Raw genomic sequence first — 26,879 nt, 5'->3', positions numbered from 1 at the left:
CCTGGCTTGATGCTACTTGGCGTACTGCGGCAGCCTGGCCGGTTCGCCCGTGGACGGCTGGACGTTGTAAGTGCGCAGGGCCTGGCTCATGACTGAACGGAAAACCGGACCCTGTGTGATGCCGTAAATGCTGCCCTTCGGACGCTGCAGTACAACCTCAACAATAAACCGCGGGTCGTCCATCGGTGCCATACCCACGATGGAAGCGGTGTAGCCGCAGAACCCTGACTTCCCGTCGTCGCACGGCGATTCAGAGGTTCCGGTCTTGGCCCCCACCCGGTAGCCGTCGATCGCGGCGTCCTTGATCTGGCCTTCGGTCACCGCGCTTTCCAGGATGTCCTGGACTTGCTGGGCGGTGCCGTCCGACACCACCTGCCGGGAAGGCTGCGGGGCAACCGCTTCCTCCGTTCCGTCCGGTGAAACGTACGCGTCAATCAGGCGCGGCTGGAGCATCACACCATTGTTGGCGATCGTCTGGAAAGCACGGACCGTCTGCAGGGTGGACTGCGACACACCCTGGCCGAACAGCACCGTGTATTCCTGGCGGCCGTCCCACTGGTCCGCCGGGGTAAGGATGCCGGAGGCGGTGGCGGGCAGCCCGATGTCGGGAGCTTCGCCGATCCCGAACTTCTGCAGCCAGTTGTACCTTTGGTCCTTGGTGAGCCGCGAGCCGGCCGCCACGGTGCCAGTGTTCATGGACCAGCCCAGGATGCCGGCGAGGGTGCGCTCTTCGGTGCCATGGGTAAAGGAGTCCGTGAAGGTCTGGCCGTCCACTGTGTATGAAGGTCCGAGCGTGAAAGTGTCCAGCGGGCCGGACTTTCCTTCCTCGATCAGGGCGGCTGCCGTGATCATCTTCTGCACGGAGCCGGGCTCATACGCAGCGGTCACGGAGCGGACGCCGCGGTCCTTGGCGGCTACCCTGCCGGGGTCGTTCGGGTCCGGCGCGTTGGTGTCGGCCATGGCAATCAGGTTGCCGGTCTTGGCGTCCATCACGATGATGACGCCCCACTCGGCGCCGAGTTTGTCCGTCTGGCTCTGGATCGCCTGCTGGGCGAAGTACTGGAGATCAGAATTGAGGGTGAGCTTGACGTCCTTGCCGTCCTCCGGCGGTGTCAGCTCATCCACGCCGACAGGAATCCGGAGACCATCGGCGCCGATCTCGAAGAGCCGCTTGCCGTCCTTGCCGCGCAGCAGCCCGTCCTGGGTCTGCTCGATCCCCGCCTGGCCGGTACTCCCGTCCTGCAAGAACCCGATAATACCGCCGGCCACGGATCCGTTCGGGTAGACGCGTTTGCTGACGCCCTCCGTGACGATGCCGGGGATACTGAGTTCCGAGACCCTGAGCTCCACGTCCGGCTTGAGGTCCTTGGCCACAATGTAATAGCGCTGGTCGCCGGTGACTGCCTCGCGGACGGCGTCGAGGTCCATGCCCAGGGCAGCGGCAAGCTCCCGCCAGCCCTGCTCCCGGGAGACCTCCACGATCTTTTCCTTGCCATCCACGTTTTCAAAGCGTGTGAAAGTGTCCGTCTTGGTGTTCAACTGCTGGTCCACCACAACGTTGTAGCGGATCACGCTGTTGGCCAGGACGGTCCCATCGGCGTCCAGGATGCTGCCGCGTTCGGCAGGGAGGGAAGTCTCGCGCATCCGGTAGTCGAGCGCAGCCGCGGCCATCCCGCCGACGTCGAGCCCTTGGACGAAGAAGAGCTTGCCACCCACCACCAGCAGCAGCGTCAGCATAAGGCCCAGGCCGAGGCGCAGCCGCTTGGTGGCGTTAGGAGCCTTGCCGCTTTTTGCCTTGCCGGTCCTCTGCGCCACCGTGATTCCCTTGCTGCTCGCCTTGTTGCGTGTTTTGGTCCCTGACCGGCCGCTTTTCAGCGGTTGCCCCGCTGCCCCGGCGCCTTCTGTTCGGGGGCCGGAACCGAGCCGCCGTGGAGCTCCGCGGCAGGTGCGGGTGGAGCGGGCGCCTCAGCCGGCGGGGCCCCTGCTGGCGATGCTGCGGCGGCAGGTGCCGCTGCCGGGGCTGCCGCTGCAGGGGCCGGTTCCTTGGCAGCCGGCTTGCGGTTCGCCAGCGGCTCCCAGGTCGTTGGCGGGGGAACTACTGTGAGGACTCCCTCGACGGCTGGAGCAGGGATAACCGATCCAGCCGGGCCACCCTTCACCGCCGGCGTGGCCTTGCCCGTGACGGCAAGGGTGGAGAGGTCGATCTGGCCTTTGACTGTGGAAGGTACCATGCCCAACTCTGAGGCCTTGGCTGCCAGGTTCTGGGGAGCCTCGAAGTTTTGGACCTGCTGTGTCAGGTCCTGGTTCTGCTTGGTCAGTGTGCTCTGCTTGCCCCTCAGTTCCACCAGCTGGTACTGGGAGGTGGACACTGAGATGTTCAGAACCAGCACGGCGACGAGCGCAACGGCGAGCAGGGCGAAACACATGACTACAAACGGCGCGCGGCGCTTCTTGGGGGCGGAACGCACCACAGACAGGGGTGTGCGTTCCCTGCGGCCGGTGCCAGAGGAAAGCGACCTGATTGCCGGGGCGCTGCTGCCGGAGACGACCGGGAAGTTCTTGACGGCGGCAGTGCTCATGCTTCTCTCCTGGCTCTGATTCGTTCCACGGCCCGCAGCCTTGCGGAGGCCGCGCGCGGATTTTCTGCAATCTCGACCGCGGTGGGTACCTCGGTGCCCTTGGTCAGGGTTTTGAGGAAGGCCTTGTGTTCCTCAAGTTCCACCGGAAATCCGAGCGGGGCGGAGGATTTGGAGCCAGCCTGGAAAACTGATTTGACGATTTTGTCCTCGAGGGAGTGGTAAGACATCACCACGATGCGTCCGCCCAGGGCCGTTGCTGCGACGGCTGCAGGAACAGCCCGCTCCAGCACGTCGAGTTCCTCATTCACTTCGATGCGCAGTGCCTGGAACGTCCGCTTGGCAGGGTGGCCGCCCGATTTGGCGGCCGCCGCCGGAACCACGGAGCGGATCTGTTCCACGAGTTCCCCCGTGGTGGCGAAAGGCTTGACAGTCCTCGCCGCGACAATCCTGTTGGCGATCCGGCCGGCGAACTTCTCCTCGCCCCATTTCCGGATGATCCGGACGAGATCCTCTTCGCTGTAGTTGTTGACCACATCCGCTGCGGTCTGCCCGCGGCTGGTGTCCATCCGCATGTCCAGCGGGGCGTCAAAGGAGTAGGCGAAGCCACGCTCACGCTCGTCCAGCTGCAGGGATGACACGCCCAGGTCCATCAGGATGCCGTGAACCTGCGCCACGCCCAGGTCTTCGAGGACGTCGGCGATTTCGTCGTAGACGGCATGGACCAGGTCCGTGCGGGACGCGAAGGGCGCCAGCCGCTCCCCGGCCAGGGCCAGGGCTTCCTCGTCACGGTCGATCCCGATCAGGTGCAGATCGGGGAAACGCTCCAACATGGCCTGGGAGTGGCCGCCCATGCCGAGGGTCGCGTCAATGGCGATGGGGGTTTCACCTCGGAGGCGGGCAGCTTCAAAGCCGGGGGCCAACAAATTGATGCACCGGTCCTTGAGGACCGGTACATGGCGTTCGGACGTTGGCTTCGGGTCATCGTTCATGCCTTCGTCCTTTCCTGCCGTGGGTGTTGGTGTGCAACTTCTTGAGCCAGATCCCCATCCGCGCCTATCGTCCTGCCCGCCTGGCTCCGGGGAAGTGAGCCAGGTTGACTGTCCGATGGGCGGCTGGAGATCTCGTTCAAGAAGCGGTTCCGCCGGGCCGTTCAGGTGATCACAGGATCCCCGGAATGGCATCGTCGGTTTCGGCGAAGGCGGTCTCCTTCTCCGCGAGGTACTCGTTCCAGGCCTGGGCGTCCCAGATCTCGGCCCGGGTTCCTGCGCCGATAACGGCCAGTTCCCTGCCGAGGCCTGCGTACTCCCGGAGCGCGGCCGGAATGGTTATGCGCCCCTGCTTGTCAGGTACCTCGTCCGAGGCTCCAGAGAGAAAGACGCGGATGTAGTCCCGGGCCTGCTTGGAGGAAATGGGCGCCTCCCGCATTTGCTCGTGGACACGTGCAAATTCCTGCTCACTGAAGACGTAGATGCAACGTTCCTGTCCCCTGGTGAGAACAAGTCCGCTGGCAAGCTCCTCACGGAACTTCGCGGGGAGGATAATTCGGCCCTTTTCGTCCAGACGTGGCGAGTGGGTGCCCAGAAACACTGGCCCACCGCCTGTCTGCCGTCAGGAACTGCACATCCCCTGTGTTGCAACTACCCTCTTATGTCCTCCACATTACTCCACTTTCCACCACAGTCAACGCAAATCAGGCCAATATTCCCCCACTTCAGGCGTATGTCCCCCAAATGGCGCGAGGGCAGGAGGTGGATGGAAGTGGAGGGCCCGGCGCCGATTTGGCTCGAACCATAACGGCCCGACGGCGGCGCCAGGCAGCCGTCGGGCTCTCATCTGACGCGGGCGGCGTATCCGCGGTCCCCTGGGTTAAACGCAGAAAACCCGCCGGGGCGGGTCTTCTGCTGCGGTCATCCTGACCGAGGGAGGGAAATGGAGGACAGCACGGCGCCTATGGCCGTGGAGCCTTACCGGCAGGCACTGCCTTAGGAGTCGTCGCGGCGACGCTCGTCCCAACGTTCTTCCAGGCTGGACATAAAGGAACTCCGGGGCTTTCCGGACTTACCTGTACCCGGTGCGGAGCGCTGCTTGCCGCCGGACGCGCTACGCATTGTGGCGAAGTACACACCGCCGCCCATAACCACGAAGCCCAGGACACCGACGAAGATGTTCTGGACTGTAACGCCGACCAGGAGCAGGGCGATCCCCGCGAGGGCGCAGAGCACCCCAATCACGATGTGACGCGTGGACCACGTTCGCCCAGGGTCCGAACCCATGGAATTCGCGAACTTCGGATCGTCCTCGTGCAGCTGCTTCTCCAGCTGCTCCAGCAGCTTCTGTTCGTGCTCCGAGAGCGGCATCACGACCTCCTTAAGTAGGCCAACGTCCGGGCTGGTCCCATCCCGTACTACTGCTCCGATAACGACCGACATGCCCGGGAGGTTCCCGCCCCGCCGACGATGGCGGAAGGCGAACACCGGCATGCGGGCCTTTGGAACTGCAGCATGTCCAAGAAGTCCGGCAATAACTGAAAACTATGTACATATAAGGATAGTTTGTCGGGGGCCGTTCTGAAAGACGGCCATCACCCCCTGAACCAAGTACGCAAGGCGCCGGCGTCCTGCTAAGACCCGTTCCCGGAATCCAGCAGGCTGGCGGGGAGGACGGACTTGTTTCCGAACTTTCGGCTGACCTCGTCCAGGGCCTGTTCTGCTGCCCGCCAGTTGTCATCCCGGCGGTCAAGGCTCAGCTGGAGGGACGTGTGGGCGGTGTCTTCGAGCTGCTCGGCCCGGATGCCAACAAGCCGCACGGTCATGGGACGGCTCCCCAATGATTCAAGCAGCTGGATGGCCACGGCATATATCAGTTGGGCGCTGTCCACGGGGGTGTGGACAGTGCGGCTCCTGGTGATGGTGGAAAAATCGGCATAGCGCAGTTTCAACGCCACCGTCCGTGCCACCATCCCCGAGCTCCGCAGCCGTCCTGCCGTCCGATGGGAAAGCCGCAGCAGCTCCCGGGCGATCAGGGCGTCATCGCCGGTGTCCACGGTGAACGTCTCTTCAGCCCCGATGCTCTTCTCGAGCCGCACGGGCGTCACGGGCCGCGGATCGATCCCCCACGACAACCGGTAGACGTGTTCACCGGTAGCACCCAGCATTTTCTTAAGGGAGGACACCGGCGTGGCCGCCACATCCGCCACGGTCCGGATGCCCATCCGGGCAAGGACGTCCGTGGTCTTCGCGCCGATGCCCCACAAGGCCCCGACGGGCAGACTGTGGAGGTAGGGCACCGTCTCGTCGGGTCCGATCAGCAACAGCCCGTCCGGCTTGCAACGCGTAGAAGCAATCTTGGCTACGAACTTACTGGCCGCGATGCCCACGGAGGCTGTAATGCCCAGTTCGGCAGCGACCCGGCGTCGGATCAGTTCACCGATTGCGCGCGGGGGTCCCAACCGCCGGATAGCGCCGCCAACGTCCAGGAAGGCTTCGTCGACACTTAGTGGTTCCACCAGATCGGTAATGGACTCGAAGATTTCCATCAGCTGGGCGGAAACCTCGTAGTACAGCTTGTGGCGCGGTTCAATGATGACGGCCTTTGGGCACATCCGGGCGGCAACCACCATGGGCATGGCGGACTTCACCCCGAAGGCGCGTGCTTCATACGACGCGGACAGGACCACTGAGCGGTCCGCAGGAAATCCGACGATCACGGGTTTGCCGCGGAGTTCCGGCCGCGTGCGAAGCTCCACTGAGACGAAGAACGCATCCATGTCCACGTGCATGATGCAGTTACGCCGGAGCTCACGAAGACCCGCTTCGGTGTACTGGTTGTTCCGCTCAGGCCCCACACCGGCAATTGTATCGGCTGGTACTGACTAAACTGGAGGCTGAATCCGGCATCAACACCAGGAGGACAGTCCCTGTGACCGTCATGAGAAGTCTTAAGCCAACAGGATTAGCGGCACTGGCCGCGGGCGCAATGCTGGCCCTCGCCGCCTGCAGCCCCGCGGAGCCCGGAGCGACGTCTTCCTCCTCGGTTACCTCCGCGCCAGCGTCGGGCGGCGCCAGCATCACCGCGTCCGCAAGCCCGACGGCGTCGCCTGGAACCTCCGCCACTGTTGGGACAATCGTCGCAGGTTTCCCGGAAACCCTGCTCCCCGTGATGCCCAGCGCCACGGTGATTTCAAGCAGCTTTGACAAGACGTCAACGCCCGCCACCGCGGCACTCGTGGCCAGCATCAACGCCCCGACTGCCGCCGTCGTGGATTTCTACACAAAGCACCTGGAGGCGCAGGGATTCAAAGCCGTCCCCGGCGACGCCGTGGGCGCCGTTGCTTCCAAGGACTTCGTCCGGAACGACTCCGAGACGGTCAACATCGCCGCCGTCGAAGCGGCCGGTGTCTCCACGTTCACTATCGGCGCCAACGTGGCTGCTGAGTCAGCCAAGTGAGCGTTTCGGAGCAGTTAAGGATTGAGCAGACTGCGTTCGTCGCCGCCGTCGCCGGTGAGCTGACAGACTTCCTCACCACGCGGCAATCCCTCATGGCCGCCATTTCACCCGATATCGATCCCATCATGGGTTCCATTTCCAACCTGGTGACCGGCGGCAAAAGGCTCCGTGCGCTTATGTGTTACTGGGGGTGGCGCGGGGCCGGCGGCGAGCCGGCCGCCCAGGAAATCGTGACGGCGGGATCGGCCCTGGAGCTTTTCCAGGCAGCGGCGCTGATCCATGACGACATCATTGACCGCTCGGACACGCGGCGGGGCGGGCCCAGCGTGCATCGCCGCTTCAGCCAGCTGCACCACGCGCAGGGCTGGGCGCTGGACAGCGAGCGGTTTGGGCATGCAGCCGCCATCCTCACCGGGGATCTGTGCCTCTCGTTCAGCGAGGAGGCCTTCACGGACATCGGCGGAGAGGCAGCCGCCGGCAGCAGGGCACGGCTGATCTTCAACCTGATGCGTGCCGAGGTGATGGCGGGTCAGTACCTCGACATCCTGGAGGAAGTGGCCGGCCCTGTCCGCGACCGGGCCGGAGCAGTGACGCGGGCACAGTCCATCATCAGGTTCAAGTCCGCCAAGTATTCCACTGAGCACCCACTGGCGCTTGGCGGCGCCTTGGCGGGCGCCCCGGACGAGTTGCTCCGTGGCTACTCGGCCTTCGCGTTGCCGCTGGGCGAGGCGTTCCAGCTGCGCGACGACGTCCTGGGCGTCTTTGGGGACCCTGTTACTACAGGCAAGCCGGCAGGTGACGATCTCCGCGAAGGCAAGCGGACCGTACTCATTGCCCTCACGCTGGGCCAGGCATCAACCGCAGAATCGGCGTTTATCGACGCGAAGCTTGGCAGCCCTGACCTGGGCGATCCCGATGTGGCCGAGATCCGCCGGATCATCGAAGAGTCGGGGGCGCTGCAGGCGACTGAAGTGCTGATCAACGAATTCGGCGCCGCGGCGTATGACGCGCTGGAACAGCTGCCGCTGGACGAACTGCCCAAGACAGCCCTGCGGAAGCTGGCGGAAGCGACGGTTAGCCGCGCATCGTGACGTTGGCGTCCGCGTCGTGGCCACCTCCGGGCCCGGCGTCGTCCGGGCCCTTGGTGCTGCTACCAGGCCAGGGTCTGGGCCCGGCGCCTGATTTCCGTCTTGCGGCCTTCCCGCAATGCATCAATCGGCCGGCCGCGGAGCGACTCGTCGGGGGTAAACAGCCAGACGATCAGGTCCTCGTCGGAATAGCCGGCGTCCGCCAGGACCACAATGGTCCCCTTGAGGCTGTCCACGACCTGGCCGTCCAGGAGAAACGCGGCCGGAACTGAACGTATCCGCCGCTCCCCGACCCGCAGTGCCGCCAAAGCGCGTTCATCAATAAGGCCGTGGACTCTCGTAATCGAAACGTCCAACATCTGCGCGACATCCGGCAGGGGCAGCCACTCGCCCACAAGGCTTTCTACGTTACTCACGGATCAAGGTTGCCACGGCCGGAGCCCTGCCGCCTAGTCGGCTTTGACCGCCATTGCCGTGAATCACGCGACACTCCACAAAACTCTTGATCCCGCGCGGGGCGGAATTCTTGTGCTATGCGAACTTTCGTGAGAGATTCACATAGATCACATTTGTAACAGCAATAACTTAAGTAACACTAGTATCAATATTCACACCGCATTTCCCGCCCCGGCAGTTGAAGAAAGAGGATTCTTTCCATGACGACATCCCGCTCGCCAAAGCAGCCCCCCAGGCAGAGCCTGCCCATGATTGCTGTCACCACGGCGGCGCTTCCTGCGGTTGTCTTGTCGTCATTGGCCCTCGCCCAGCCCGCTGCTGCAGAGGCGCCTGCCCGCGCCATACCGGCAACCCTTGCCGCCGCAATGAAGGCACAGGCAACCGAAGCGAAGGCTGCCACGATCCCGGCGGCCTCTGTTTCCACAACTATTCCGGCTGTCTTCCAGCCCATGCAGCCGGCGGCACCTGCGGAGTACACCATCGCCCGGGGTGACACCATCAGCGGAATCGCCGGCAAATTCGGACTGAACACCCACGAGGTCCTCAAGCTCAATAACCTTCAGCCGAACACCATCATCTACCCCGGCCAGAAGATCAAGCTGTCGGGCACGGGTTCCGCCCCCGCTCCGGCGCCTGCGGCCCCCGCCGCAGCCGCGCCGGCCAATGCCGGAGGCAGCTACACCGTAAAGGCCGGCGATACGCTGGGCGCCATCGCGGCCCGGCACAACGTCAGCCTGTCGGACGTTTTCAGCTGGAACAACCTGAACATGCGCTCCATCATCTACCCCGGCCAGAAGATCAAGGTCGGCGCTGGTGCTCCCGCAGCCCCGGCTGCACCAGCTTCGGCCGTCCAGCCTTCTTCCGCTCCCGCAGCGCCGGCTCCCGCACCTGCACCGGCACCCGCAGCGACTGCTCCCGGTGGCTCATACACGATCAAGGCCGGCGACACCCTGTCAGCGATCGCCTCCAGGCACGGCGTCAAACTCTCCGCCATCCTGGCCGCCAACCAGCTGAGCATGACCACTGTCATCTACCCCGGCAACAAGCTGGTCATTCCCGGCGCCTCCCTGCAGCCCGCTTCCTCCACCCCGGCCGCCCCGGCGGCCCCCGCCGCGCCGCTGGTACCGAGCACCTTCCTGGGCTTTACCTACCCCGCGGCCGTTGTGAGCTCTGCCAACGAGAACAAGGCCTTGCTGAACGCCTCTCCCGTCCCGTCCCGGGCCGAGATGCGCGCCATTGTGGCCGACACGGCCCGCCAAATGGGAGTGGATCCCTCCCTGGCCCTCGCCTTTGCGCATCAGGAGTCGGGCTTCAACCAGCGTGCGGTGTCACCGGCCAACGCGATCGGTACCATGCAGGTCATCCCGTCCTCCGGGCAGTGGGCCTCAGACCTCGTAGGGCGGAAGCTGAACCTGCTGGACCCCTACGACAACGCAACAGCCGGCGTGGCGATCATCAAGCGGCTAATCGCCACCAGCAAAGACCAGGACACAGCAATTGCGGGGTACTACCAGGGCCAGTACTCGGTCAGCAAATACGGCATGTACGACGACACCAAAGCCTACGTAGCCGCCATCAAGGCGCACCAGAAGAACTTCGGCTAAGCCACTGCGCCATGGTGCCCCGGGCTTGCTGAAGCCGGCCCACGGGATAACGACAAGGGGTCCGGACCGCACGTCGGTTCGGACCCTTTTCCATGCGGGATTAGTATCGTAGGGTGCAGGAACATGTGACAGACCGTCTCGTTGGAACGCTGGTGGACAACCGCTACGCCGTCCGCTCCAAACTCGCGCGCGGCGGCATGTCCACCGTATATCTGGCAACGGATCTCCGGCTGGAGCGCGATGTTGCCCTCAAGGTCCTCCATCCCCACCTCGCCACCGACGAGACATTCCTGGACAGGCTGGGCCGCGAGGCGAAAGCCGCCGCGAAGCTTTCCCACGCCCACGTTGTAGGGGTCCTGGATCAGGGCAACGACGGCCAGACGGCCTATCTGGTGATGGAACACATCAAGGGCCACACCCTCCGGGACGTCATAAGATCCAAAGGCGCGTTGCCTCCCCGCCTGGCCCTTGCCCTGATTGATCCGGTGGTGCAGGGCCTCGGCGCGGCCCACGCCGCGGGGCTGATCCACCGGGACGTGAAACCGGAGAACGTCCTGATCGCCGACGACGGCCGGATTAAGATCGGCGACTTCGGACTGGCCCGCGCGGTAACGACGTCCACGAGTACCGGGACGCTGATCGGTACCGTGGGTTACCTCTCCCCCGAGCTTGTGCTGGGAAAACAGGCGGACACCCGGAGTGACATCTATTCGGTGGGCATCATGCTCTATGAGATGCTGACCGGCCAGCAGCCGTACGACGGCGAGGTCCCCATCCAGGTTGCGTACAAGCACGTGAATGAAACGGTCGGCCCGCCGTCGGCCTTGGTGCCCGGCCTCGCCGCCGAGGTGGATGAACTCGTCCAGTGGTGCACCGCAAACGATCCCGAGAACCGCCCAGTGGACGGCAACGCCCTGCTGCAGGAACTGCGCCACATCCGGACCAACCTCACAGACGCCGAGCTGGACCTCAGGCCTCCGGCCGCGGCCCCGGAAGGGCAGCAGAACCCCACAGAAATAATCGCCCGCACCAACAACCCCACTGCCGTGATGTCATCCTTCTCCCGGCCGCAGCCACAGCACCCTCCGCACGCTCCGCATGCGCTGTATCCGCCGGATGCCGACTACCGGCCAGGCGAACAGTACCGGCCGGATGCGCAGTCCAGGCCAGCTGCTCGAGACGCGGTGCCGGCAGCCATCCCCCTCAGCAAACGCGCCCAGCGCAAGCTGGACAGGGAGGACGAGAAGGCAAGGTCCCGGGCGGCCGCGACCCCGGTCCGGAGCCTGCGCGAGGGCAACCCGCGGCGCCGCGGCGTCCTCTGGGTGGTGGTCCTGGTCATCATCGCGTTGCTTGCCACCGGGGCCGGCTGGTTCTTCGGCATGGGTCCCGGGTCGCCGGGCACCATTCCGGCGGTCGCCAACAAGTCAGTGGCCCAGGCCCAGCAGCTGCTGAGCGAAGCGGGGTTCCAGTCGCGTACCAACGACGTCTTCGACGACGACGTTCCGTCCGGACTCGTGGTGGGCTCCGACCCGGCTGCCGGCACCGAGGCCAGGAAGTTCCAGCCGGTGTCCCTGTTTGTTTCCAAGGGCCCGCAACTGTTTGAGCTCCCGAAACTGACCGGCGGAACCCTTGACGACGCGAAAAACGCACTGAACCAAGCCGAGATGGCGCTGGGTACCGTCACTGAGCAATTTGATGACGCAGTTGCCGCCGGCGTTGTGTTGGCCCAGGATCCCGCCGCAGGAACCCCTGCGCGCCATGGCACTCCGGTAGCACTGTCCGTCTCCAAGGGCCCGCAGCCGATCCCCGTTCCGTCGGTCGTCGGACTGGACGAGGACGCCGCCGTCAGCGCCATCGAGGCTGCCGGACTCAAGGCCGATGTCGCGAAGGACAAAGTCAACGACAGGAACGTGCCCAAGGGATCGGTTGCCGCGCAGTCGCCCGCGACCGGCACCCTGACAAAGGGCGGGACAGTGACACTGACCATTTCCGATGGACCCAAGCTGGTGGAAGTCCCCAGCTTCATCGGCAAGCAAGCCAAGGAAGCCGAGGAAGCGCTGCGCGCACTGGGCTTCGAGGTACGGGTGAACAATATCCTCGGCGGCTTCTTCGGCACGGTACGGGACCAGGACCCGGTGAAGAAGAAAGTGCCTGAAGGCTCCGTCGTAACCCTCACGGTGGTGTAGCCGGCGGTCTGCCGGCCACACCATCGCGGAAGCCCGACTCCGCGTCAAGCGGTCAGTGCTTGGCCAGCGCCCCGGCCACCAGGAACGCCATTTCGAGTGACTGCATGTGGTTCAGGCGCGGATCGCAGACCGACTCGTACTTGTCGAGGAAGGATTCCTGGTCCACCGGATCGGCACCGCCCAGGCATTCGGCGACGTCGTCACCGGTCATCTCCACGTGGAGGCCACCGGGAACCGTGCCCAGGGCGTGGTGGACTTCGAAGAACCCGCGCACTTCGTCAATGACGTCGTCGAAGTTGCGGGTCTTGTAGCCGTTGGGCGAGGTGACGGTGTTGCCGTGCATCGGATCGGTGACCCAGAGAACCTTGGCGCCGGAGGCGGTGACCTTCTCCACAATGGCGGGAAGCTTCTCGCGGATATTGCCCGCGCCCATGCGGGTGATGAAGGTCAGCCTGCCCGGCTCCCGCTCGGGGTCCAGCTTGTCGATCAGGCGGAGGGCGTTGTCGCCGGTTGTCGACGGGCCCAGCTTCACGCCAATGGGGTTCCGGACGCGGGACAGGAAGTCCACGTGCGCGTGGTCGAGCTCGCGGGTGCGCTCCCCGATCCACAGGAAGTGCGCCGAGGTGTCATATGGGAACCCTGTCCGCGAATCGATGCGGGTCAGTGCACGCTCATAGTCCAGCAGCAGGGCCTCGTGGCTGGCGAAGAATTCCACCCGCTTGAGTGCCTCGAAATCTGCGCCGCAGGACGCCATGAACTTGATGGCGCGGTCGATGTCACGGGCCAGCGACTCGTAGCGGGCGTGAGCGGGGTTCTCGGTGAAGCCCTTGTTCCACTGGTGCACCGAGCGCAGGTCAGCGAAGCCGCCCTGCGTGAAGGCCCTGATGAGGTTCAGCGTGGAAGCGGAGGTGTGGTACGCCTTGAGCATCCGGCCGGCGTCATGGCCGCGGGACTCAGGAGTGAACTCGTAGCCGTTGACGATGTCGCCGCGGTACGCCGGGAGGGTAACGCCTTCGCGGGTCTCGTCATTGGAGGACCGGGGCTTGGCGAACTGGCCGGCCATCCGGCCCATCTTGATGACGGGCATCGCTGCACCATAGGTGAGCACTACGGCCATCTGGAGGATGGTCTTGACCCGGGCGCTGATCTTATCCGCCGTGGCGGCTTCAAACGTCTCGGCACAGTCGCCACCCTGCAGCAGGAAGGCTTTGCCCTCTGCCGCAGCCGCCAGCCGTTCCCGGAGAATGTCCACCTCGCCGGCGAAAACCAGCGGCGGGAGCACGGAAAGTTCCCCGACAGATGCGTCGAAAACGTCCTTGTCCTGCCAGCTGGGCTGCTGGGAAACGGGAAGGTCCCGCCAATCATCCAGGCCTGGATAGTTGGCTGCTCCGCTCTGGGCGGTACTGGACAGCGAAAAGGCAGGTTTTGCAGATAGCTCAGTCACTGTCTAAGACTAATGCGCGCGGCGGGGTTCTGGACACCTGTCCGTCACGCGTACCGAGAGCGGCGTCACAGTCAGCCCGCCGCCGGGTCCTTGCCTTCGGCATCTGTGCCGTCAGCACCGCCGTCAGCATCGGCGTTTTTCGCGGAAGCGCCGCCGGCCTCGGTGGCCGCTGCCCCCGTAAGGCGGAGCTTCACCACGGCAGCGTACTCGTCCACGTACTCCTGGCCGGAGAGCCGCATCAGCTCGAACATGATTTCGTCGGTGACCTTGCGCTGGACCAGCCGGTCCTCAGCCTGGTCTGCGTACTGGCTGAAATCCAAGGGAGCACCGAAAATCATGCCGATCCGCCGGATATTCGGCATCCGTTTGCCGATGGGCTGAACTTTGTCCGTGCCGATCATGGCCACGGGAATCACGGGCACACCCGCCTGCAGGGCCAGTCTGGCGACGCCTACTTTGCCCCGGTACAGGCGAGCATCAGGGCTGCGGGTCCCTTCAGGGTAGATACCCAGCAGTCCGCCGCCGGTCAGGACATCCATGCCGGCGTTAAGCGAAACAGCCGACGCCGCGCCGCCGGACCTGTCCATGGGCAGCTGGTTGGTGAGCCTGAAGAACATGGCCGTCAGCCTGCCCTTGATGCCTGTGCCGGTGAAGTACTCGGACTTGGCCAGGAAAACCACCGGCCTGCGGACCATCAGCGGCATAAAGATGGAGTCGGAGAAAGACAGGTGGTTCGAGGCGATTATTGCCGCCCCCTGCGCCGGAACATTGTCCAGGCCCTTGACCCAGGGGCGGAAAAGAAGCCGCAGCACCGGCCCCAGGAAGATCCTCTTCATGACCCAATAGAACACGTGACGAACCTCTCCGGAAACCGGCCGGCCGGCCCTTCGTCGGGCCGGGCGGGCACTTCACTGCAACCCTACTCTAGTGAGATTTGTCGCGAACAATGACACGATGGTGTCATGACAGAAAGCAGCATCGCGCCCCGGCCTGCCGCTTTCAGCTATCCCGGCCACGGACCCAATGCCACCACCGGGATTGCCATCTGCCATGGCTTCACCGGCAGCCCGCTCAGCGTCCTGCCCTGGGCAGAGGACCTCGCCGCCCAGGGATTCGCGGTGTCGGTGCCGCTCCTGCCCGGCCACGGCACGGACTGGCGGCAGCTCGCGCGCTCGAACTGGCGTGACTGGTACGGCACATTCGAAGCGGCATACCTGGAGCTGAGCACCCGGACAGAGCACTGTTTTGTAGCCGGCCTCTCGATGGGCGGCGCCATCGCGCTGCTGACCGCCGCCAGGCATCCCGTTGCCGGCGTCTCCTTGGTGAATCCCGGCCTCAGCTTCTATGACCGCCGCGTGCGGGTCATCGGAGTGCTCAAGTATTTCCAGCGCACCACCGTGCCCATCCAGGAGGAACAGCCGACGGCGGCAGTTACCAATGACGGTGACTACTCGCGGACTCCGTTGGCAGCCGTACACGAGCTCAAGAAGCTTTTTGGCGCAGCCACCCGTGGCCTGCACCAGGTCACCGCCCCGGTGCAGGTGTTCAAGTCCCGCTCGGACGTCGTGGTTCCGGCTACCTCATTCCGCACGTTGCGGGAGCGGTTGGGACCATACCTGGTGGAGGTAGTGGACCTGCATAACAGCGGTCATGTGGCCACCCTGGATGTTGATGCACCCGAGATTTTTGCCCGTTCCAGCGCCTTCTTCCTTGCCCATACACCCAGCACCGCACCGTCAGCCCGAGCCACGGCCACACCTCACACCACTTCGGAGACTTCATGACCGGCCTACCGGACCACAGCCCTTTCAGCAGTCCCGCCAACGGCGACGGAGCCCGGATCGGAGTGGTCCTCTCACACGGATTCACTGGCAGTCCGCACGGGCTGCGCGCGTGGGCCCAGTCGCTCGCCGACGCCGGCTTCGCCGTACGCATGCCGCTGCTGCCCGGGCACGGCACCAGCTGGCAGGAGCTTGCGCGCACACGCTGGCCGCAGTGGCACGGTGCACTGGACGACGCCTACCTGGACCTGGACTCCCAGTGCGACCACGTCTTCGTCGCCGGGCTGAGCATGGGCGGTGCCCTGGCCCTGAGAATTGCCGCCACCCGGCCCGTGGCCGGGGTGATCCTGGTGAACCCCGGACTGGTGATTGATGATCCCCGCGCGCCCTTGGCTGGCATCCTGAAACTGGTCCTGAAGAGCACCCCGGCCATTGCCAACGACATCCTCAAGCCCGGGATGGACGAGGGCGCCTACCCGCGAACGCCCGTAGCCGCGGCCCATGAGCTCAACAAGATGTTCAAGGACACCAACCGGCTGCTCCCCCGCATCACCGCGCCCGTGCGGGTCTTCCGATCCACCGTGGACCACGTAGTTTCAGACACGAGCGTGGCAGCGCTGCGCCGCGGCCTGACCAACGCTCCGCTGACGCTGACCACCCTGGAGAACAGCTACCACGTGGCAACGCTTGATAACGACGCCGAGGAGATCTTCCGAGGGTCCGCCGACTTCATCCGCGCGGTGGTTGCCGGCACGGCAGCAGCCCAGGTCCAGGAGGGCATAGCCCATGAATAGGCCCGACTCCGGCTCACCGGACCAGAGCGCAAACCAGGACGATGCTGTGTGGCTGGACCTTGTGGCCCGGCTCGAAGAGAAACCTGCCGCCCCTCCCGGCACAGCGGAGCCGGGCATCGCCGTCTCCCCTGGCCCTGACGCCACGGATAAGGACGCTGAAACTCCTGATCCAGCGGGCCCGGACGCCGTGGCCGGGTCCGGCAGGTCCGCAACGTTCCGCGACTTTGATCCGCTGGGTCTGGCGGGAACAGCCCCCACCGAATTGTCCGCTGCCGAGCGGCAGGCGGCGACGCCGGTCGCCGGCGACGGCGGGAAGGCCGACGTCGGCGAGGGGACCGGCGGTTACGGCCAGGGCGGCACCGCCGCGTTCGGCCCGCGTGACTATGCCGTGGAGGGCGACGCCGGGGACTTCGTTCCCGAAGAACCGCCCAGTCTTGCCGGGACGGATCCCCTGACCATGCTTGCCTGGCTCGGCGCAATTGGCGCGCCCGTTGGATTGCTCCTGACCGTTATGTTCTGGCGGTCCGCGCCGCTGCTGGCGATAGTGGGCATGGTGGCAGTGTTCATCCTTGCCGTGGTTTACCTGATCATGAAGCTGCCCCAGGAAAAAGACGAGAACGACGACGGCGCCCGCGTCTGAGGAGCGTCCGTCACCGCATGCGGCTACTGACGCGGGAGAGGTCGGCCGCCCCGATGAGCCCCGCGTTGGGTCCGAGCGCTGCCAGCGCGATGCCGGCCGCCGGACGGAAGCCACGGCCGGTAAGGTTCCGGGCGAACGCCTTACGGGCCGGCTCCACCAGCAGGTCCCCTGCCGAGCAGAGTCCCCCGCCGATCACAAACAGCCCCGGATCCAAAGCTGCCGCCAGGTTCGCCAATCCCAGGCCCAGCCATTCGCCCACCTCATCCAGGAGTTCGCGGCAGGCCGCATCGCCGGCGAGTGCCAGCTCAGTAACAATCGACCCGGTGATCTGCTCCGCGTCACCGCCGACGGTGGCCAGCAATTCCTGGGCAACCGGCGAATTGGCCCGCGCTAGGATCCTCGCTTCCCGGCCCAGGGCGTTGCCCGAGGCGTACTGCTCCCAGCAGCCCCGGTTGCCGCACTCGCAACGCTGCCCGCCGGGCATGATGATCTGGTGGCCGAATTCGCCGGCTACACCAAACCGTCCGCGCTCCACCCGCCCGTCCATCACCATGGCACCGCCGATGCCGGTACCGAGGGTGATGCACACCAGCCTGTCCTCGCCCTGCCCCGCACCAAAGCGCCATTCCGCCCAGGCCGCGGCGTCGGCGTCGTTCGTCAGCAGCACGGGCCGGCGCAGGAGGCGCTGGAGGTTTGCCCGCAGCGGTTCGTTGCGCCAGGCGAGGTGCGGACTGAAAAGCACGGTTCCGCCGTCGAGATCCATCCAACCGGCCGCACCGATGCCTACTGACCAGACCCTGTGGCCGGCTCCGAGTTCGTCCACGAGCTCCACGATGACCTGCTCCACCGCACGCGGATCGCTGCCGGGGGTGGACCGCCGGGCCTCACTCAGGATCCGCCCGTCGGCGTCCACCACGCCGGCAGCGACCTTCGTGCCGCCGATATCGATGCCGATGGCCAGCCCCTTACGCCCGAGCCGCAGGTGCTCGCGGAATGTGTCCGCCTGCCTGGGCCGGGCCCTCAAGGCCAGCGGCCGCCGCCGCCAGGGGGCTGGACGTCGGAGCGGAGCGGCTGGCTCGCCGGGGGGCGTTGGGTACATAGTGCTTCATTCTAGGGCGCGCCGGGCGGGCAGCGCCGGAGGCCGGGCCCATGGCCTGCGCACTCACCTTTGACTCATATGTTACTGGCCAGTAGGTTTGTTTCTGCACGGCCACGTTACAGGCGTATTAGTCTTTAGGCATACCCTGTGCGGGTCTATGGATATCAAAGGAGCTATAGTGCGCGAATTCAGTGTTCCGCCCCTGGTTGTTGTCCCACCGGAAACCAACATCACCGATCTTCTGCTTCGGCAGGCAGCCAAGCCCAGCAACCCGGCGCTCTTCTCGCGGCTGGACTCCGCAGGCGCCTGGCGGGACGTCTCCGCCACAGACTTCCTGGCGGACGTCTCCGCCCTTGCGAGGGGCCTGATGGCCAGCGGCGTGGGAGCGGGCGACCGGGTGGGCATTATGTCCCGCACACGCTACGAGTGGGCGCTCATCGACTTCGCCATCTGGTTCGCCGGCGCCGTCTCGGTGCCCATCTACGAGACCTCATCGCCGTCGCAGGTTGCCTGGAACCTCGGAGACTCCGGGGCCGTGGCCGCCTTCGGCGAGGCCGCCCACCACGAGGACATCATCCGGCAGGCAGCCAGTTCGGAAGGCCTCACCGCCCTCCAGCACGTCTGGCAGCTCGAAGGCGGCGGACTGGACGCCGTCCGTGAGGCCGGCCGGGGCGTCAGCGACGCCGACCTTGAAGCACGCCGGTCAACGGCACGGCTCAGTGACGTTGCCACCCTCATCTACACCTCCGGCACCACCGGCCGGCCCAAGGGCTGCGAGCTGACCCACGGCAACTTCGTTGAGCTGTCCGACAACGCCCTCGCACTGCTTGGCCATGTGGTCAACGAGCAGGCCAAAACCATCATGTTCCTGCCTTTGGCCCACGTCTTTGCACGGTTCATTTCGGTGCTGGCCGTGGCCGCCGGGGCCACCGTGGCGCACACACCCGACATCAAGAACCTGCTCGCTGACCTGCAGAGCTACCAGCCCACGTTCATCCTGGCCGTGCCGCGCGTCTTCGAAAAGGTCTACAACTCGGCCCTGACAAAGGCCGAGGACGGCGGAAAGGGTGCGATCTTCCACAAAGCCACGGAGACCGCCATCGCGTTCTCCAAAGCCCGCCAGGCCGGGCACGTTGGCCTGGGGCTGAAACTCAAGCACACGCTGTTCGACAAACTCGTCTACGGCAAGCTGCGCGCCGCCATGGGCGGCAACGTGGCCCATGCTGTGTCCGGCGGCGGTCCCCTCGGCGAACGGCTGGGCCACTTCTTCCAGGGCATCGGCCTGCAGATCCTTGAAGGGTATGGCCTCACCGAGACCACGGCCCCGATCTCCGTCAACACGCCTGCCCTGATCAAGATCGGTTCCGTCGGCAAGCCGCTGCCGGGCAACTCGGTCAAGATCGCCGAAGACGGCGAGATCCTGGCCAAGGGTGTCTGTGTGATGCGCGGCTACTACCAGCGCGATGACCTGATGGCGGAAACGTTTGCCGATGGCTGGTTCCGCACCGGCGACATCGGCAGGCTCGACGAGAACGGCTTCCTCTGGATCACCGGCCGCAAGAAGGAAATAATTGTCACCGCCGGCGGCAAGAACGTGGTTCCGGCCCTGCTGGAAGACCAGATCCGGGCTGACGCGCTGGTCTCCCAGGTCCTGGTGGTGGGCGACAACCGGCCGTTCATCGGCGCACTGGTGACCCTGGACCAGGAGGCCCTGCCGGGATGGCTCCAGCGGCACGGACTCCCCGCCACCAGCACGCTTGACGAAGCCGTCGAGAACCCTGTGGTCAAAGCCGCGGTGCAGGACCTCATCACGCAGGCCAACGCCTCGGTGTCGCAGGCGGAGGCCATCAAGGCATTCCGGATCGTCGCCTCGGACTTCACGGAAGCGTCCGGCCACCTGACGCCGTCCATGAAGGTAAAGCGGGCCCAGGTGATGAAGGACTTCGAAACGGTCATCGAGGAAATGTACGGCGCGCCGCGCGGCTAAGCGGCAACGCAAGAGGAAGGGCCCTCCCGGCGGAAGTAGAACTTCCGAGCCGGGAGGGCCCTTCCTTTATGCCTGGACTGATTAGCCCTGCTCGACGACCAGGAGGAGGTCCCCGCCCTGGACCTGCTCCACCGCTGAAATGGCGAGCCGTGAGACTTTGCCTGCCACCGGCGTCGTAATGGAGGCTTCCATCTTCATTGCTTCGATGGTGGCCACCGTGTCACCGGCGTTGACCGTGTCGCCGGCCTTGACGGTCACGGTGACGGCGCCGGCGAACGGCGCGGCGACGTGGCCGGGCTGGGCCGGGTCTGCCTTCTCGGCGGCCTTGACGTTGCTCACCACGGAACGGTCACGGACGACGACGGGCCGGGACTGCCCGTTCAGGGTGCACATGACCGTGCGCATACCCTTTTCGTCGGGCTCGGACACGGCTTCCAGCGATGCGATCAGCCGGACCCCCTTCGCCAGCTGGATCTCGTGCTCGGCGCCGCGCTGCAGGCCGTAAAGGTAATCGCGGGTGTCGAGGACGGAAATGTTGCCGTACGTCTCCACGCTCTTGAGGTAATCCTTGGTGGGGCCCTCGAAGAGCAGGCGGTTCAGCGTGCTCTGGCGGGTCTTGGAATCACTCTGGAGCGCGGCGCTGTCCTCGGGGCTGAGGTCAACGTCGCGGACCTTGATGCTGCGGCCCTGGAGCGCCTTGGTGCGGAAAGGTTCCGGCCATCCTCCGGGCGGGTCGCCGAGTTCGCCGGACAGGAAGCCGATGACGGAGTCGGGGATGTCGTAGTTCTGCGGGTTCTCGTTGAAGTCCGAGGGATCCGCGTTGAGGCCGACGAGGTGCAGGGCGAGGTCGCCCACCACCTTGGACGACGGCGTGACCTTCACCAGGCGGCCCAGGATCCGGTCCGCGGCGGTGTACATGTCCTCGATCGCCTCGAAGCGCTCCCCCAGACCCAGCGCCATGGCCTGCTGGCGCAGGTTGGACAGCTGGCCGCCCGGGATCTCGTGCTTGTAAACCCGGCCGGTGGGACCCGGCAGGCCTGATTCGAACGGCGCGTAAACGCGGCGCACAGCCTCCCAGTAAGGCTCCAATGAGCTGACGGCATCCAGGTCCAGGCCGGTGTCCCGCGGGGTGTGCGCCAGCGCCGCCACAAGGGCGGAGGCGGACGGCTGGCTGGTGGTCCCGGCCAGCGAGGCGGAGGCCACGTCAACAGCGTCCACGCCGGCGTCAACTGCCGCCAGCAGGGTGGCCAGCTGGCCGCCTGCCGTGTCATGCGTGTGGAGGTGGACCGGGAGGTCGAAGCGTTCGCGCAGTGCGGCCACGAGCTTGGCGGCCGCTGCCGGGCGGAGCAGCCCGGCCATGTCCTTGATCGCAAGGATGTGGGCGCCGGCGTCCACAATCCGCTGGGCCAGTTCCAGGTAGTAGTCCAGCGTGTAGAGCTTCTCGTCCGGGTTCAGCATGTCGCCGGTGTAGCACAGTGCCACTTCGGCTACTGCTGTACCGGTGGCCCGGACGGCGCGGATGGCGGGGGCCATCTGGTTCACGTCGTTCAGGGCATCGAAGATGCGGAAGATGTCGATGCCGGTGGCGGCGGCCTCGTTGACGAACGCCACGGTCACCTCCTCCGGGTACGGTGTGTAGCCCACCGTGTTCCGGCCACGCAGCAGCATCTGCAGGCAGACGTTGGGCAGGGCCTTCCGCAGGGCGGCAAGGCGGTCCCACGGGTCCTCGCCGAGGAAGCGCAGCGCCACGTCGTAGGTGGCGCCGCCCCAGGCCTCAACTGACAGGAGTTCCGGCAGGAGGGCTGTGACCGCGGGACCGGCGGCCACGAGGTCGCGGGTTCGCACGCGGGTGGCCAGCAGGGACTGGTGGGCGTCGCGGAAGGTGGTGTCGGTGACGGCCACGGCGGTCTGCTCACGCAGGGCCTTGGCGAAGCCTTCGGGGCCAAGCTCCAGCAGGCGCTGGCGCGATCCCGGTGCTGCCTGCCGATCCGCGACGGCCGGGAGCTTGGCGGCCGGATCCGAGTGCACGGTCAGCTCGCCGTTGGGCTTGTTGACCGTGACTTCGGCCAGCCAGGTCAGGAGCTTGGTGCCGCGGTCGGCGGAGACCCGGGCCTTCAGCAGCTGGGGACGCTCGTCGATGAAGTTCGTGGCGACGTTGCCGGCAATGAAGTCGGCGTCGTCGAGCACGGCCTGGAGGAAGGAAATGTTGGTGGATACACCACGGATGCGGAACTCCGCGAGGGCACGGCGTGCACGGGCCACGGCGGCCGGGTAGTCGCGGCCGCGGCAGCTCAGCTTCACGAGCATGGAGTCGAAGTGCGGGCTGATTTCGGCACCCGAGTACACGGTGCCGCCGTCGAGCCTTACACCGGCGCCGCCGGCGGAGCGGTAGCCGGTGATCTTCCCGACGTCGGGCCGGAACCCGTTGGCCGGGTCCTCGGTGGTGATGCGGCACTGCAGCGCTGCGCCCTTAAGCTGGACCGTCTCCTGGGCGAGGCCGAGGTCCGCGAGGGTTTCGCCGGAAGCGATCCGAAGCTGAGCCTGCACCAGGTCAACGTCCGTCACTTCCTCAGTGACGGTGTGTTCGACCTGGATGCGGGGGTTCATTTCGATGAAGACGTGCTGTCCGGCGCGTTCGCCGACGGTGTCCACCAGGAACTCCACGGTTCCGGCGTTGACGTAGTTCAGGGCCTTGGCGAACTTCACCGCGTCACGGTAAAGGGCCTGGCGGATGCCTTCGTCCAGGTTGGGCGCGGGGGCGATCTCAATGACCTTCTGGTGACGGCGCTGGATGGAGCAGTCACGTTCGAAGAGGTGGATGACGTTGCCCTCGGCGTCGGCCAGGATCTGCACCTCGATGTGGCGCGGGCGGAGCACCGCCTGCTCCAGGAACATGGTGGGGTCACCGAATGCCGCATCGGCTTCGCGCATGGCAGCCTGCAGCGCCTCGGGAAGGGCTTCCCTCGTGTCGACGCGGCGCATGCCACGTCCGCCGCCGCCGGCGACGGCCTTGGCGAAGATGGGGAAACCGATCTCGTCGGCCGCAGCGATCAGCTCATCCATGTCCTTCGAGGGTTCACTCGATTTCAGGACCGGAACACCGGCCTCACGGGCAGCCTTCAGCGCTGCCACCTTGTTGCCGGCCAGCTCAAGCACCTCAGCCGGCGGGCCAACAAAGGTAATGCCCGCTTCCTGTGCAGCGCGGGCCAGGTCGGGGTTTTCCGAAAGGAAGCCGTAGCCGGGGTAGATGGCGTCGGCGCCGGACTCCTTGGCGACTCGGACCACTTCGGCAACGTCCAGGTATGCCCGGACGGGATGCCCCACTTCGCCGATCAGATATGCCTCATCGGCCTTCTGGCGGTGGATCGAGTTTCGGTCCTCATTGGGGAAGACAGCAACGGTCTTGGCGCCCAGCTCGTAGCTGGCACGGAAGGCCCTGATCGCGATTTCGCCGCGGTTGGCCACCAGAATCTTGGAAAACATAATTCTCCTGCATCATTGCGGGTGTATCGGTAAGTGGTCACAGTGTCTAAGACCCGCGCTTAGAAATACAAATCATTGTGGCCACGGTCACAGAAACTTCCGTCATGTCCCGCGTGCATCGACGGAGGCTGGCAGAACGGGCCACCCATGCCATCGCCGTGCCATGCCGCGTCCCCATAAGACGGGATTCACCGGCGCAGCCACATATGATGAGTAAGGCGGCTCGAGCCGCCGGCTTCGGCAGTGCCGGAGCAAACATTACCCCCAACACGGCAGCCGGCGTTAGGTTTTGGTCTCACAAGTGCAAGTAGTCAGCATCAGCAGCCTCAAGGGCGGAGTCGGCAAGACGTCCGTCACCACAGGATTGGCGTCTGCGGCGCTTGCCGCGGGCATCCCCACACTGGTGGTGGACCTCGATCCCCATGCGGACGCGACCACTGCCTTGGGGGTCCAGGCCGGCGACCAGCTGGACATCGGCAGGATGCTCAAGAGCCCCCGCCGGGCCAAACTGGCAGAGAACGTCGCGGGCAGCTCCTGGACGGCACGGGCGCATACCAACGGATCCGGACCGCCCGTACTGGACGTCGCGGTGGGTTCGGCGTACACCGGCATCTACGACCGCCCCGACCTTGGCCGCCGTGACCTCCGCAGGCTTGCCGCAGTCCTGGCTGGCGCCGACCGCTACGAACTGGTCCTCATTGACTGCCCGCCGTCGCTGAACGGGCTGACCCGGATGGCCTGGTCCGCGAGCGACAAGGTGGCACTGGTGGCCGAGCCGGGACTCTTCTCAGTGGCGGGAACGGAGCGGACCATGCGCGCCATCCAGCTGTTCAAGCAGGAATTCGCACCGAACCTATCCCCCGCGGGCATTGTGGCCAACCGCGTGCGCACGGGCTCCTCCGAGCACACGTACCGGCTCGCGGAAATGGAATCAATGTTCGGTGACCTGCTGCTGAGCCCGCGCATCCCTGAACAGGCGAACTGGCAGCAGATCCAGGGCGCGGCGCACCCGGTGCACCACTGGCCCGGCGAATCCGCGAAGACATCCGCTGCGTTGTTCGACGCCCTCCTCGTCAACCTCCTGTCGACCGGAAGCGGCCTGCGGAACCGTACCCAGCGGTAATCCCAGAGCTGCAGCGCTCCGCTGCAGCCAGGGTTGCACGCCCGAGCAAAAGAGGCCACCCCCGCTTGCCGGGGGTGGCCTCTTCTGTTGGTGTTGTGTCAGCCTTGTATGTGTCAGCCGGTCTTGCGGGCCGCACGCCGCTTGCTCAGCTCGTCGTCGGGAAAGGAATGTTCGACGGCGTGCTCGCTTGGAAGGGAAGCCAGGCTGCCCTCGACTTCGCGCCAGACCCTGCCCACGGCGATGCCGAAGACACCTTGGCCTCCCTGGACTAGATCAATGACCTCGTCAGCGGATGTGCATTCGTAGACACTCGCGCCGTCGCTCATGAGCGTGATCTGGGCCAGATCCTCCACGCCGCGTTCGCGCAAGTGTTCCACCGCCGTGCGGATCTGCTGAAGGGAAACGCCGGTGTCCAGGAGCCGCTTGACTACCTTGAGGACCAAAATGTCCCGGAAGCCGTAGAGCCGCTGCGAGCCGGAGCCTGCGGCGCCGCGGACTGCGGGCTCAACCAGCCCGGTGCGTGCCCAGTAGTCCAGTTGGCGGTACGTGATGCCGGCAGCTTTGCAGGCCGTGGGGCCGCGGTAGCCGGCGTCCTCGTCCAGGACGGGAAGGTCTTCGGTAAACAGGAGGCCCTGGGCACCGCTCGCGGGCACAGCCACACCAGCCGTTGTGGGCTGTTTCAGCCCGCCTGCTTCGCCTTTGGGACTCACCTGGATCCTCCTTGTCATAAGCTCCCGGGGACCACTGCTTCAGCCGGTGCACGCATGAAGTCCATGCATGTAATTTCGCGGGGGTCGTACTTTTACAGTGTGACCTGCGCGGCTGCTGTAAGCAATGGGAGCTTGATACCTTCGACGTTAGGCCCGCTGCGCCCCAAGGTCAAAGATCTAGGCCGCTTGGCGCAGGCGTGTCGGAACTTTCACGCTCAACTTTAACCTTAACGGGACCTCAGCCATCGAAGTCTTCGGGCTCCACATCGTCCAGGAACTCACGGAAGCGCCGCAGTTCGCGTTCCTCGTCCACAGTGGGGCCCGGGTCCGTGTCCTCGCCCTCGTCATGCTCGGTAATGCGGACTCCGGCTTCATCCATGACGGCGTCGGCACACCAGATGCGGCATTTGGCCCGCAACGCGATCGCGAGGGCGTCCGATGCGCGTGAGCTGACGGTGGTGCCGTTTTCGAATTGGAGTTGGCCATAAAAGATGTTGTCCTCAACCGCCACAATGTTGACGCTGACAACCGAATGGCCCAGGGACTCCACCACGTCCACCAGGAGGTCGTGGGTCATGGGGCGCGGCGGCACTACCCCTTGCTGGGCCAGGGCGATGGCACTTGCCTCTGGAGTCCCGATCCAGATGGGCACGTGGCGTTCGCCGTGGATCTCTCGCAGCAGGACCAGCGGCTGGTTGGACGGCAGTTCGATGCGAACTCCTACAATCTCCACTTCGATCATCAGATGTCCATACGTGAGATACGGTCCTGGACGAGTGCCCGGTGCAGGACCAGGCAGAGGTCGCTGATTTCGCGGGCCGCTTCCGCAGCCCGCGCCTGTGACGCGGAATCGCGCCGGGACGCGAGCGGCGCAACTGCCCGCTCCACGAGCCCGAATTCACGTTCCGCGGCGGCCTGGAACGGACGCAGGTGGCGCGGTTCAAGGCCGTGGCTCTCCAGTTGCACGCAGGCGCGGGCCACCTGGAGGGCGTGCTCGTCGAACTTGCCGTTGCTGTGGCTGATCAGCCCGAAGCTCAGCAGGGATTGGAGCAACGCAATGCTGGCGCCGGATTCGGTCCGCAGCTGTTCCTCGCTGAATTTCCGTCCGCGGTTCTGCAGCTCCACCGCCAGTTCATCCGAGACGATCCGCGGTGAAACCACGACGCCGGGCGGCAGGTTCTCCGGCCGCTCTCCCCTGTCGATCGCATCAAGGTAGTCCTTGATAACTTTCAGCGGAAGGTACTGGTCCCGCTGCAGCGCCAGCACGAAACGGAGGCGTTCGACGTCACCGTCCGAGTACTGCCGGTATCCGGCCGGAGTGCGGCGCGGATTGATCAGTCCCTTTTCCTCCAGGAACCTGATCTTAGACGCGGTCATACCCGGAAAATCGCCGCTGAGCTGCGCGAGGACTTCCCCGATGTTCAGAACTTGGGGCCCCCGGCGTTCCGGTTGTGCCATT

The 26,879-nt window shown here is 65.4% G+C and carries 23 protein-coding genes; 9 read left to right on the top strand and 14 right to left on the bottom strand.

The annotated features are described in order from the left end of the window. Positions 1-12: 12 nt before the first annotated feature. The 6 genes from AC3IT0_RS08185 to dinB all read right to left on the bottom strand — a co-directional run bounded on the left by AC3IT0_RS08185 (position 13) and on the right by dinB (position 6,357). A complete protein-coding gene (locus AC3IT0_RS08185; RefSeq protein ID WP_489323229.1) occupies positions 13-1,815 on the bottom strand; it encodes a peptidoglycan D,D-transpeptidase FtsI family protein in 1,803 nt (600 codons plus the stop codon). Positions 1,816-1,871: 56 nt separating this feature from the next. Then, a complete protein-coding gene (gene ftsL, locus AC3IT0_RS08180) occupies positions 1,872-2,579 on the bottom strand; it encodes a cell division protein FtsL (protein ID WP_489323228.1) in 708 nt (235 codons plus the stop codon). Next, positions 2,576-3,568, bottom strand: coding sequence for a 16S rRNA (cytosine(1402)-N(4))-methyltransferase RsmH (gene rsmH / locus AC3IT0_RS08175; RefSeq protein WP_489323227.1), 993 nt, complete (start codon positions 3,566-3,568; stop codon positions 2,576-2,578). The genes ftsL and rsmH overlap by 4 nt, the downstream gene beginning before the upstream one ends. A gap of 169 nt (positions 3,569-3,737) precedes the next feature. Continuing rightward, a complete protein-coding gene (gene mraZ / locus AC3IT0_RS08170; RefSeq protein WP_489323226.1) occupies positions 3,738-4,166 on the bottom strand; it encodes a division/cell wall cluster transcriptional repressor MraZ in 429 nt (142 codons plus the stop codon). 395 nt (positions 4,167-4,561) lie between these two features. Beyond that, complete coding sequence (locus AC3IT0_RS08165) at positions 4,562-4,936, bottom strand: DUF3040 domain-containing protein (protein ID WP_489323225.1); 375 nt, start codon at positions 4,934-4,936, stop codon at positions 4,562-4,564. Positions 4,937-5,199: 263 nt separating this feature from the next. Next, positions 5,200-6,357 carry a DNA polymerase IV gene (gene dinB, locus AC3IT0_RS08160; RefSeq protein ID WP_489323752.1) on the bottom strand — a complete coding sequence of 386 codons (1,158 nt, stop codon included), beginning with the start codon at positions 6,355-6,357 and terminating at the stop codon, positions 5,200-5,202. Positions 6,358-6,497: 140 nt separating this feature from the next. Here dinB and AC3IT0_RS08155 point away from each other — a divergent pair, with 140 nt between their 5' ends. After that, positions 6,498-7,025 carry a hypothetical protein gene (locus tag AC3IT0_RS08155; protein ID WP_489323224.1) on the top strand — a complete coding sequence of 176 codons (528 nt, stop codon included), beginning with the start codon at positions 6,498-6,500 and terminating at the stop codon, positions 7,023-7,025. Continuing rightward, positions 7,022-8,116 (top strand): polyprenyl synthetase family protein, encoded by a 1,095-nt coding sequence (locus AC3IT0_RS08150; protein ID WP_489323223.1) that lies wholly within the window; start codon positions 7,022-7,024, stop codon positions 8,114-8,116. The genes AC3IT0_RS08155 and AC3IT0_RS08150 overlap by 4 nt, the downstream gene beginning before the upstream one ends. A 59-nt stretch (positions 8,117-8,175) precedes the next feature. Here the strand turns inward: AC3IT0_RS08150 and AC3IT0_RS08145 are convergent, their stop codons facing one another. Then, positions 8,176-8,529, bottom strand: coding sequence for an Rv2175c family DNA-binding protein (locus AC3IT0_RS08145; RefSeq protein ID WP_489323222.1), 354 nt, complete (start codon positions 8,527-8,529; stop codon positions 8,176-8,178). 240 nt (positions 8,530-8,769) lie between these two features. On the opposite strand from AC3IT0_RS08145, the gene AC3IT0_RS08140 reads away from it, so the two are divergent. Further along, positions 8,770-10,173: a lytic transglycosylase gene (locus AC3IT0_RS08140; RefSeq protein WP_489323221.1), complete on the top strand. Its 1,404-nt coding sequence runs from the start codon at positions 8,770-8,772 to the stop codon at positions 10,171-10,173. A gap of 113 nt (positions 10,174-10,286) precedes the next feature. Then, the gene (pknB, locus tag AC3IT0_RS08135) at positions 10,287-12,359 is read left to right on the top strand and encodes a Stk1 family PASTA domain-containing Ser/Thr kinase (RefSeq protein WP_489323220.1); all 2,073 of its coding nucleotides are present in this window, start codon (positions 10,287-10,289) and stop codon (positions 12,357-12,359) included. Between the two features lie 52 nt (positions 12,360-12,411). On the opposite strand, the gene AC3IT0_RS08130 is transcribed toward pknB, so the two are convergent. Beyond that, the gene (locus AC3IT0_RS08130; RefSeq protein WP_489323219.1) at positions 12,412-13,803 is read right to left on the bottom strand and encodes a class II 3-deoxy-7-phosphoheptulonate synthase; all 1,392 of its coding nucleotides are present in this window, start codon (positions 13,801-13,803) and stop codon (positions 12,412-12,414) included. 71 nt (positions 13,804-13,874) lie between these two features. After that, positions 13,875-14,654: a lysophospholipid acyltransferase family protein gene (locus AC3IT0_RS08125; protein WP_489323218.1), complete on the bottom strand. Its 780-nt coding sequence runs from the start codon at positions 14,652-14,654 to the stop codon at positions 13,875-13,877. A gap of 111 nt (positions 14,655-14,765) precedes the next feature. Between AC3IT0_RS08125 and AC3IT0_RS08120 the strand changes: the two genes are divergently transcribed. From AC3IT0_RS08120 to AC3IT0_RS08110, 3 genes are read left to right on the top strand one after another with little or no spacing between them, the layout of a single operon-like run. Further along, the gene (locus AC3IT0_RS08120) at positions 14,766-15,587 is read left to right on the top strand and encodes an alpha/beta hydrolase (RefSeq protein ID WP_489323217.1); all 822 of its coding nucleotides are present in this window, start codon (positions 14,766-14,768) and stop codon (positions 15,585-15,587) included. Then, on the top strand, positions 15,584-16,378 hold the full coding sequence (locus AC3IT0_RS08115) for an alpha/beta hydrolase (RefSeq protein ID WP_489323216.1): 795 nt from the start codon (positions 15,584-15,586) through the stop codon (positions 16,376-16,378). The genes AC3IT0_RS08120 and AC3IT0_RS08115 overlap by 4 nt, the downstream gene beginning before the upstream one ends. Further along, positions 16,371-17,018, top strand: coding sequence for a hypothetical protein (locus tag AC3IT0_RS08110; RefSeq protein ID WP_489323215.1), 648 nt, complete (start codon positions 16,371-16,373; stop codon positions 17,016-17,018). Before AC3IT0_RS08115 ends, AC3IT0_RS08110 begins: the two co-directional genes overlap by 8 nt. Positions 17,019-17,028: 10 nt before the next feature. On the opposite strand, the gene AC3IT0_RS08105 is transcribed toward AC3IT0_RS08110, so the two are convergent. Further along, on the bottom strand, positions 17,029-18,117 hold the full coding sequence (locus AC3IT0_RS08105; protein ID WP_489323214.1) for an ROK family glucokinase: 1,089 nt from the start codon (positions 18,115-18,117) through the stop codon (positions 17,029-17,031). Positions 18,118-18,295: 178 nt separating this feature from the next. On the opposite strand from AC3IT0_RS08105, the gene AC3IT0_RS08100 reads away from it, so the two are divergent. Next, entirely contained in the window at positions 18,296-20,104 is a 1,809-nt protein-coding gene (locus tag AC3IT0_RS08100) for an AMP-dependent synthetase/ligase (RefSeq protein WP_489323213.1), read from the top strand. An 81-nt stretch (positions 20,105-20,185) separates the two neighbouring features. On the opposite strand, the gene AC3IT0_RS08095 is transcribed toward AC3IT0_RS08100, so the two are convergent. Then, positions 20,186-23,587, bottom strand: coding sequence for a pyruvate carboxylase (locus tag AC3IT0_RS08095; protein WP_489323212.1), 3,402 nt, complete (start codon positions 23,585-23,587; stop codon positions 20,186-20,188). 301 nt (positions 23,588-23,888) lie between these two features. Between AC3IT0_RS08095 and AC3IT0_RS08090 the strand changes: the two genes are divergently transcribed. Further along, the gene (locus tag AC3IT0_RS08090; protein ID WP_489323211.1) at positions 23,889-24,710 is read left to right on the top strand and encodes a ParA family protein; all 822 of its coding nucleotides are present in this window, start codon (positions 23,889-23,891) and stop codon (positions 24,708-24,710) included. Positions 24,711-24,823: 113 nt separating this feature from the next. Here AC3IT0_RS08090 and AC3IT0_RS08085 read toward each other — a convergent pair whose 3' ends face one another. From AC3IT0_RS08085 to ftsR, 3 genes are all read right to left on the bottom strand, one after another. After that, positions 24,824-25,420, bottom strand: a complete 597-nt coding sequence (locus tag AC3IT0_RS08085; RefSeq protein WP_489323210.1) for a MerR family transcriptional regulator — start codon at positions 25,418-25,420, stop codon at positions 24,824-24,826. Positions 25,421-25,658: 238 nt separating this feature from the next. After that, positions 25,659-26,162, bottom strand: a complete 504-nt coding sequence (locus tag AC3IT0_RS08080) for a bifunctional nuclease family protein (protein WP_489323209.1) — start codon at positions 26,160-26,162, stop codon at positions 25,659-25,661. Continuing rightward, complete coding sequence (gene ftsR / locus AC3IT0_RS08075) at positions 26,162-26,878, bottom strand: transcriptional regulator FtsR (protein ID WP_489323208.1); 717 nt, start codon at positions 26,876-26,878, stop codon at positions 26,162-26,164. The genes AC3IT0_RS08080 and ftsR overlap by 1 nt, the downstream gene beginning before the upstream one ends. Position 26,879 lies beyond the last annotated feature (1 nt).

The organism is Pseudarthrobacter sp. KH_020_B, from assembly GCF_057840185.1.
Note: the sequence above shows the minus strand (reverse complement) of the source record. Positions and strands in the feature narration are given on the sequence as shown.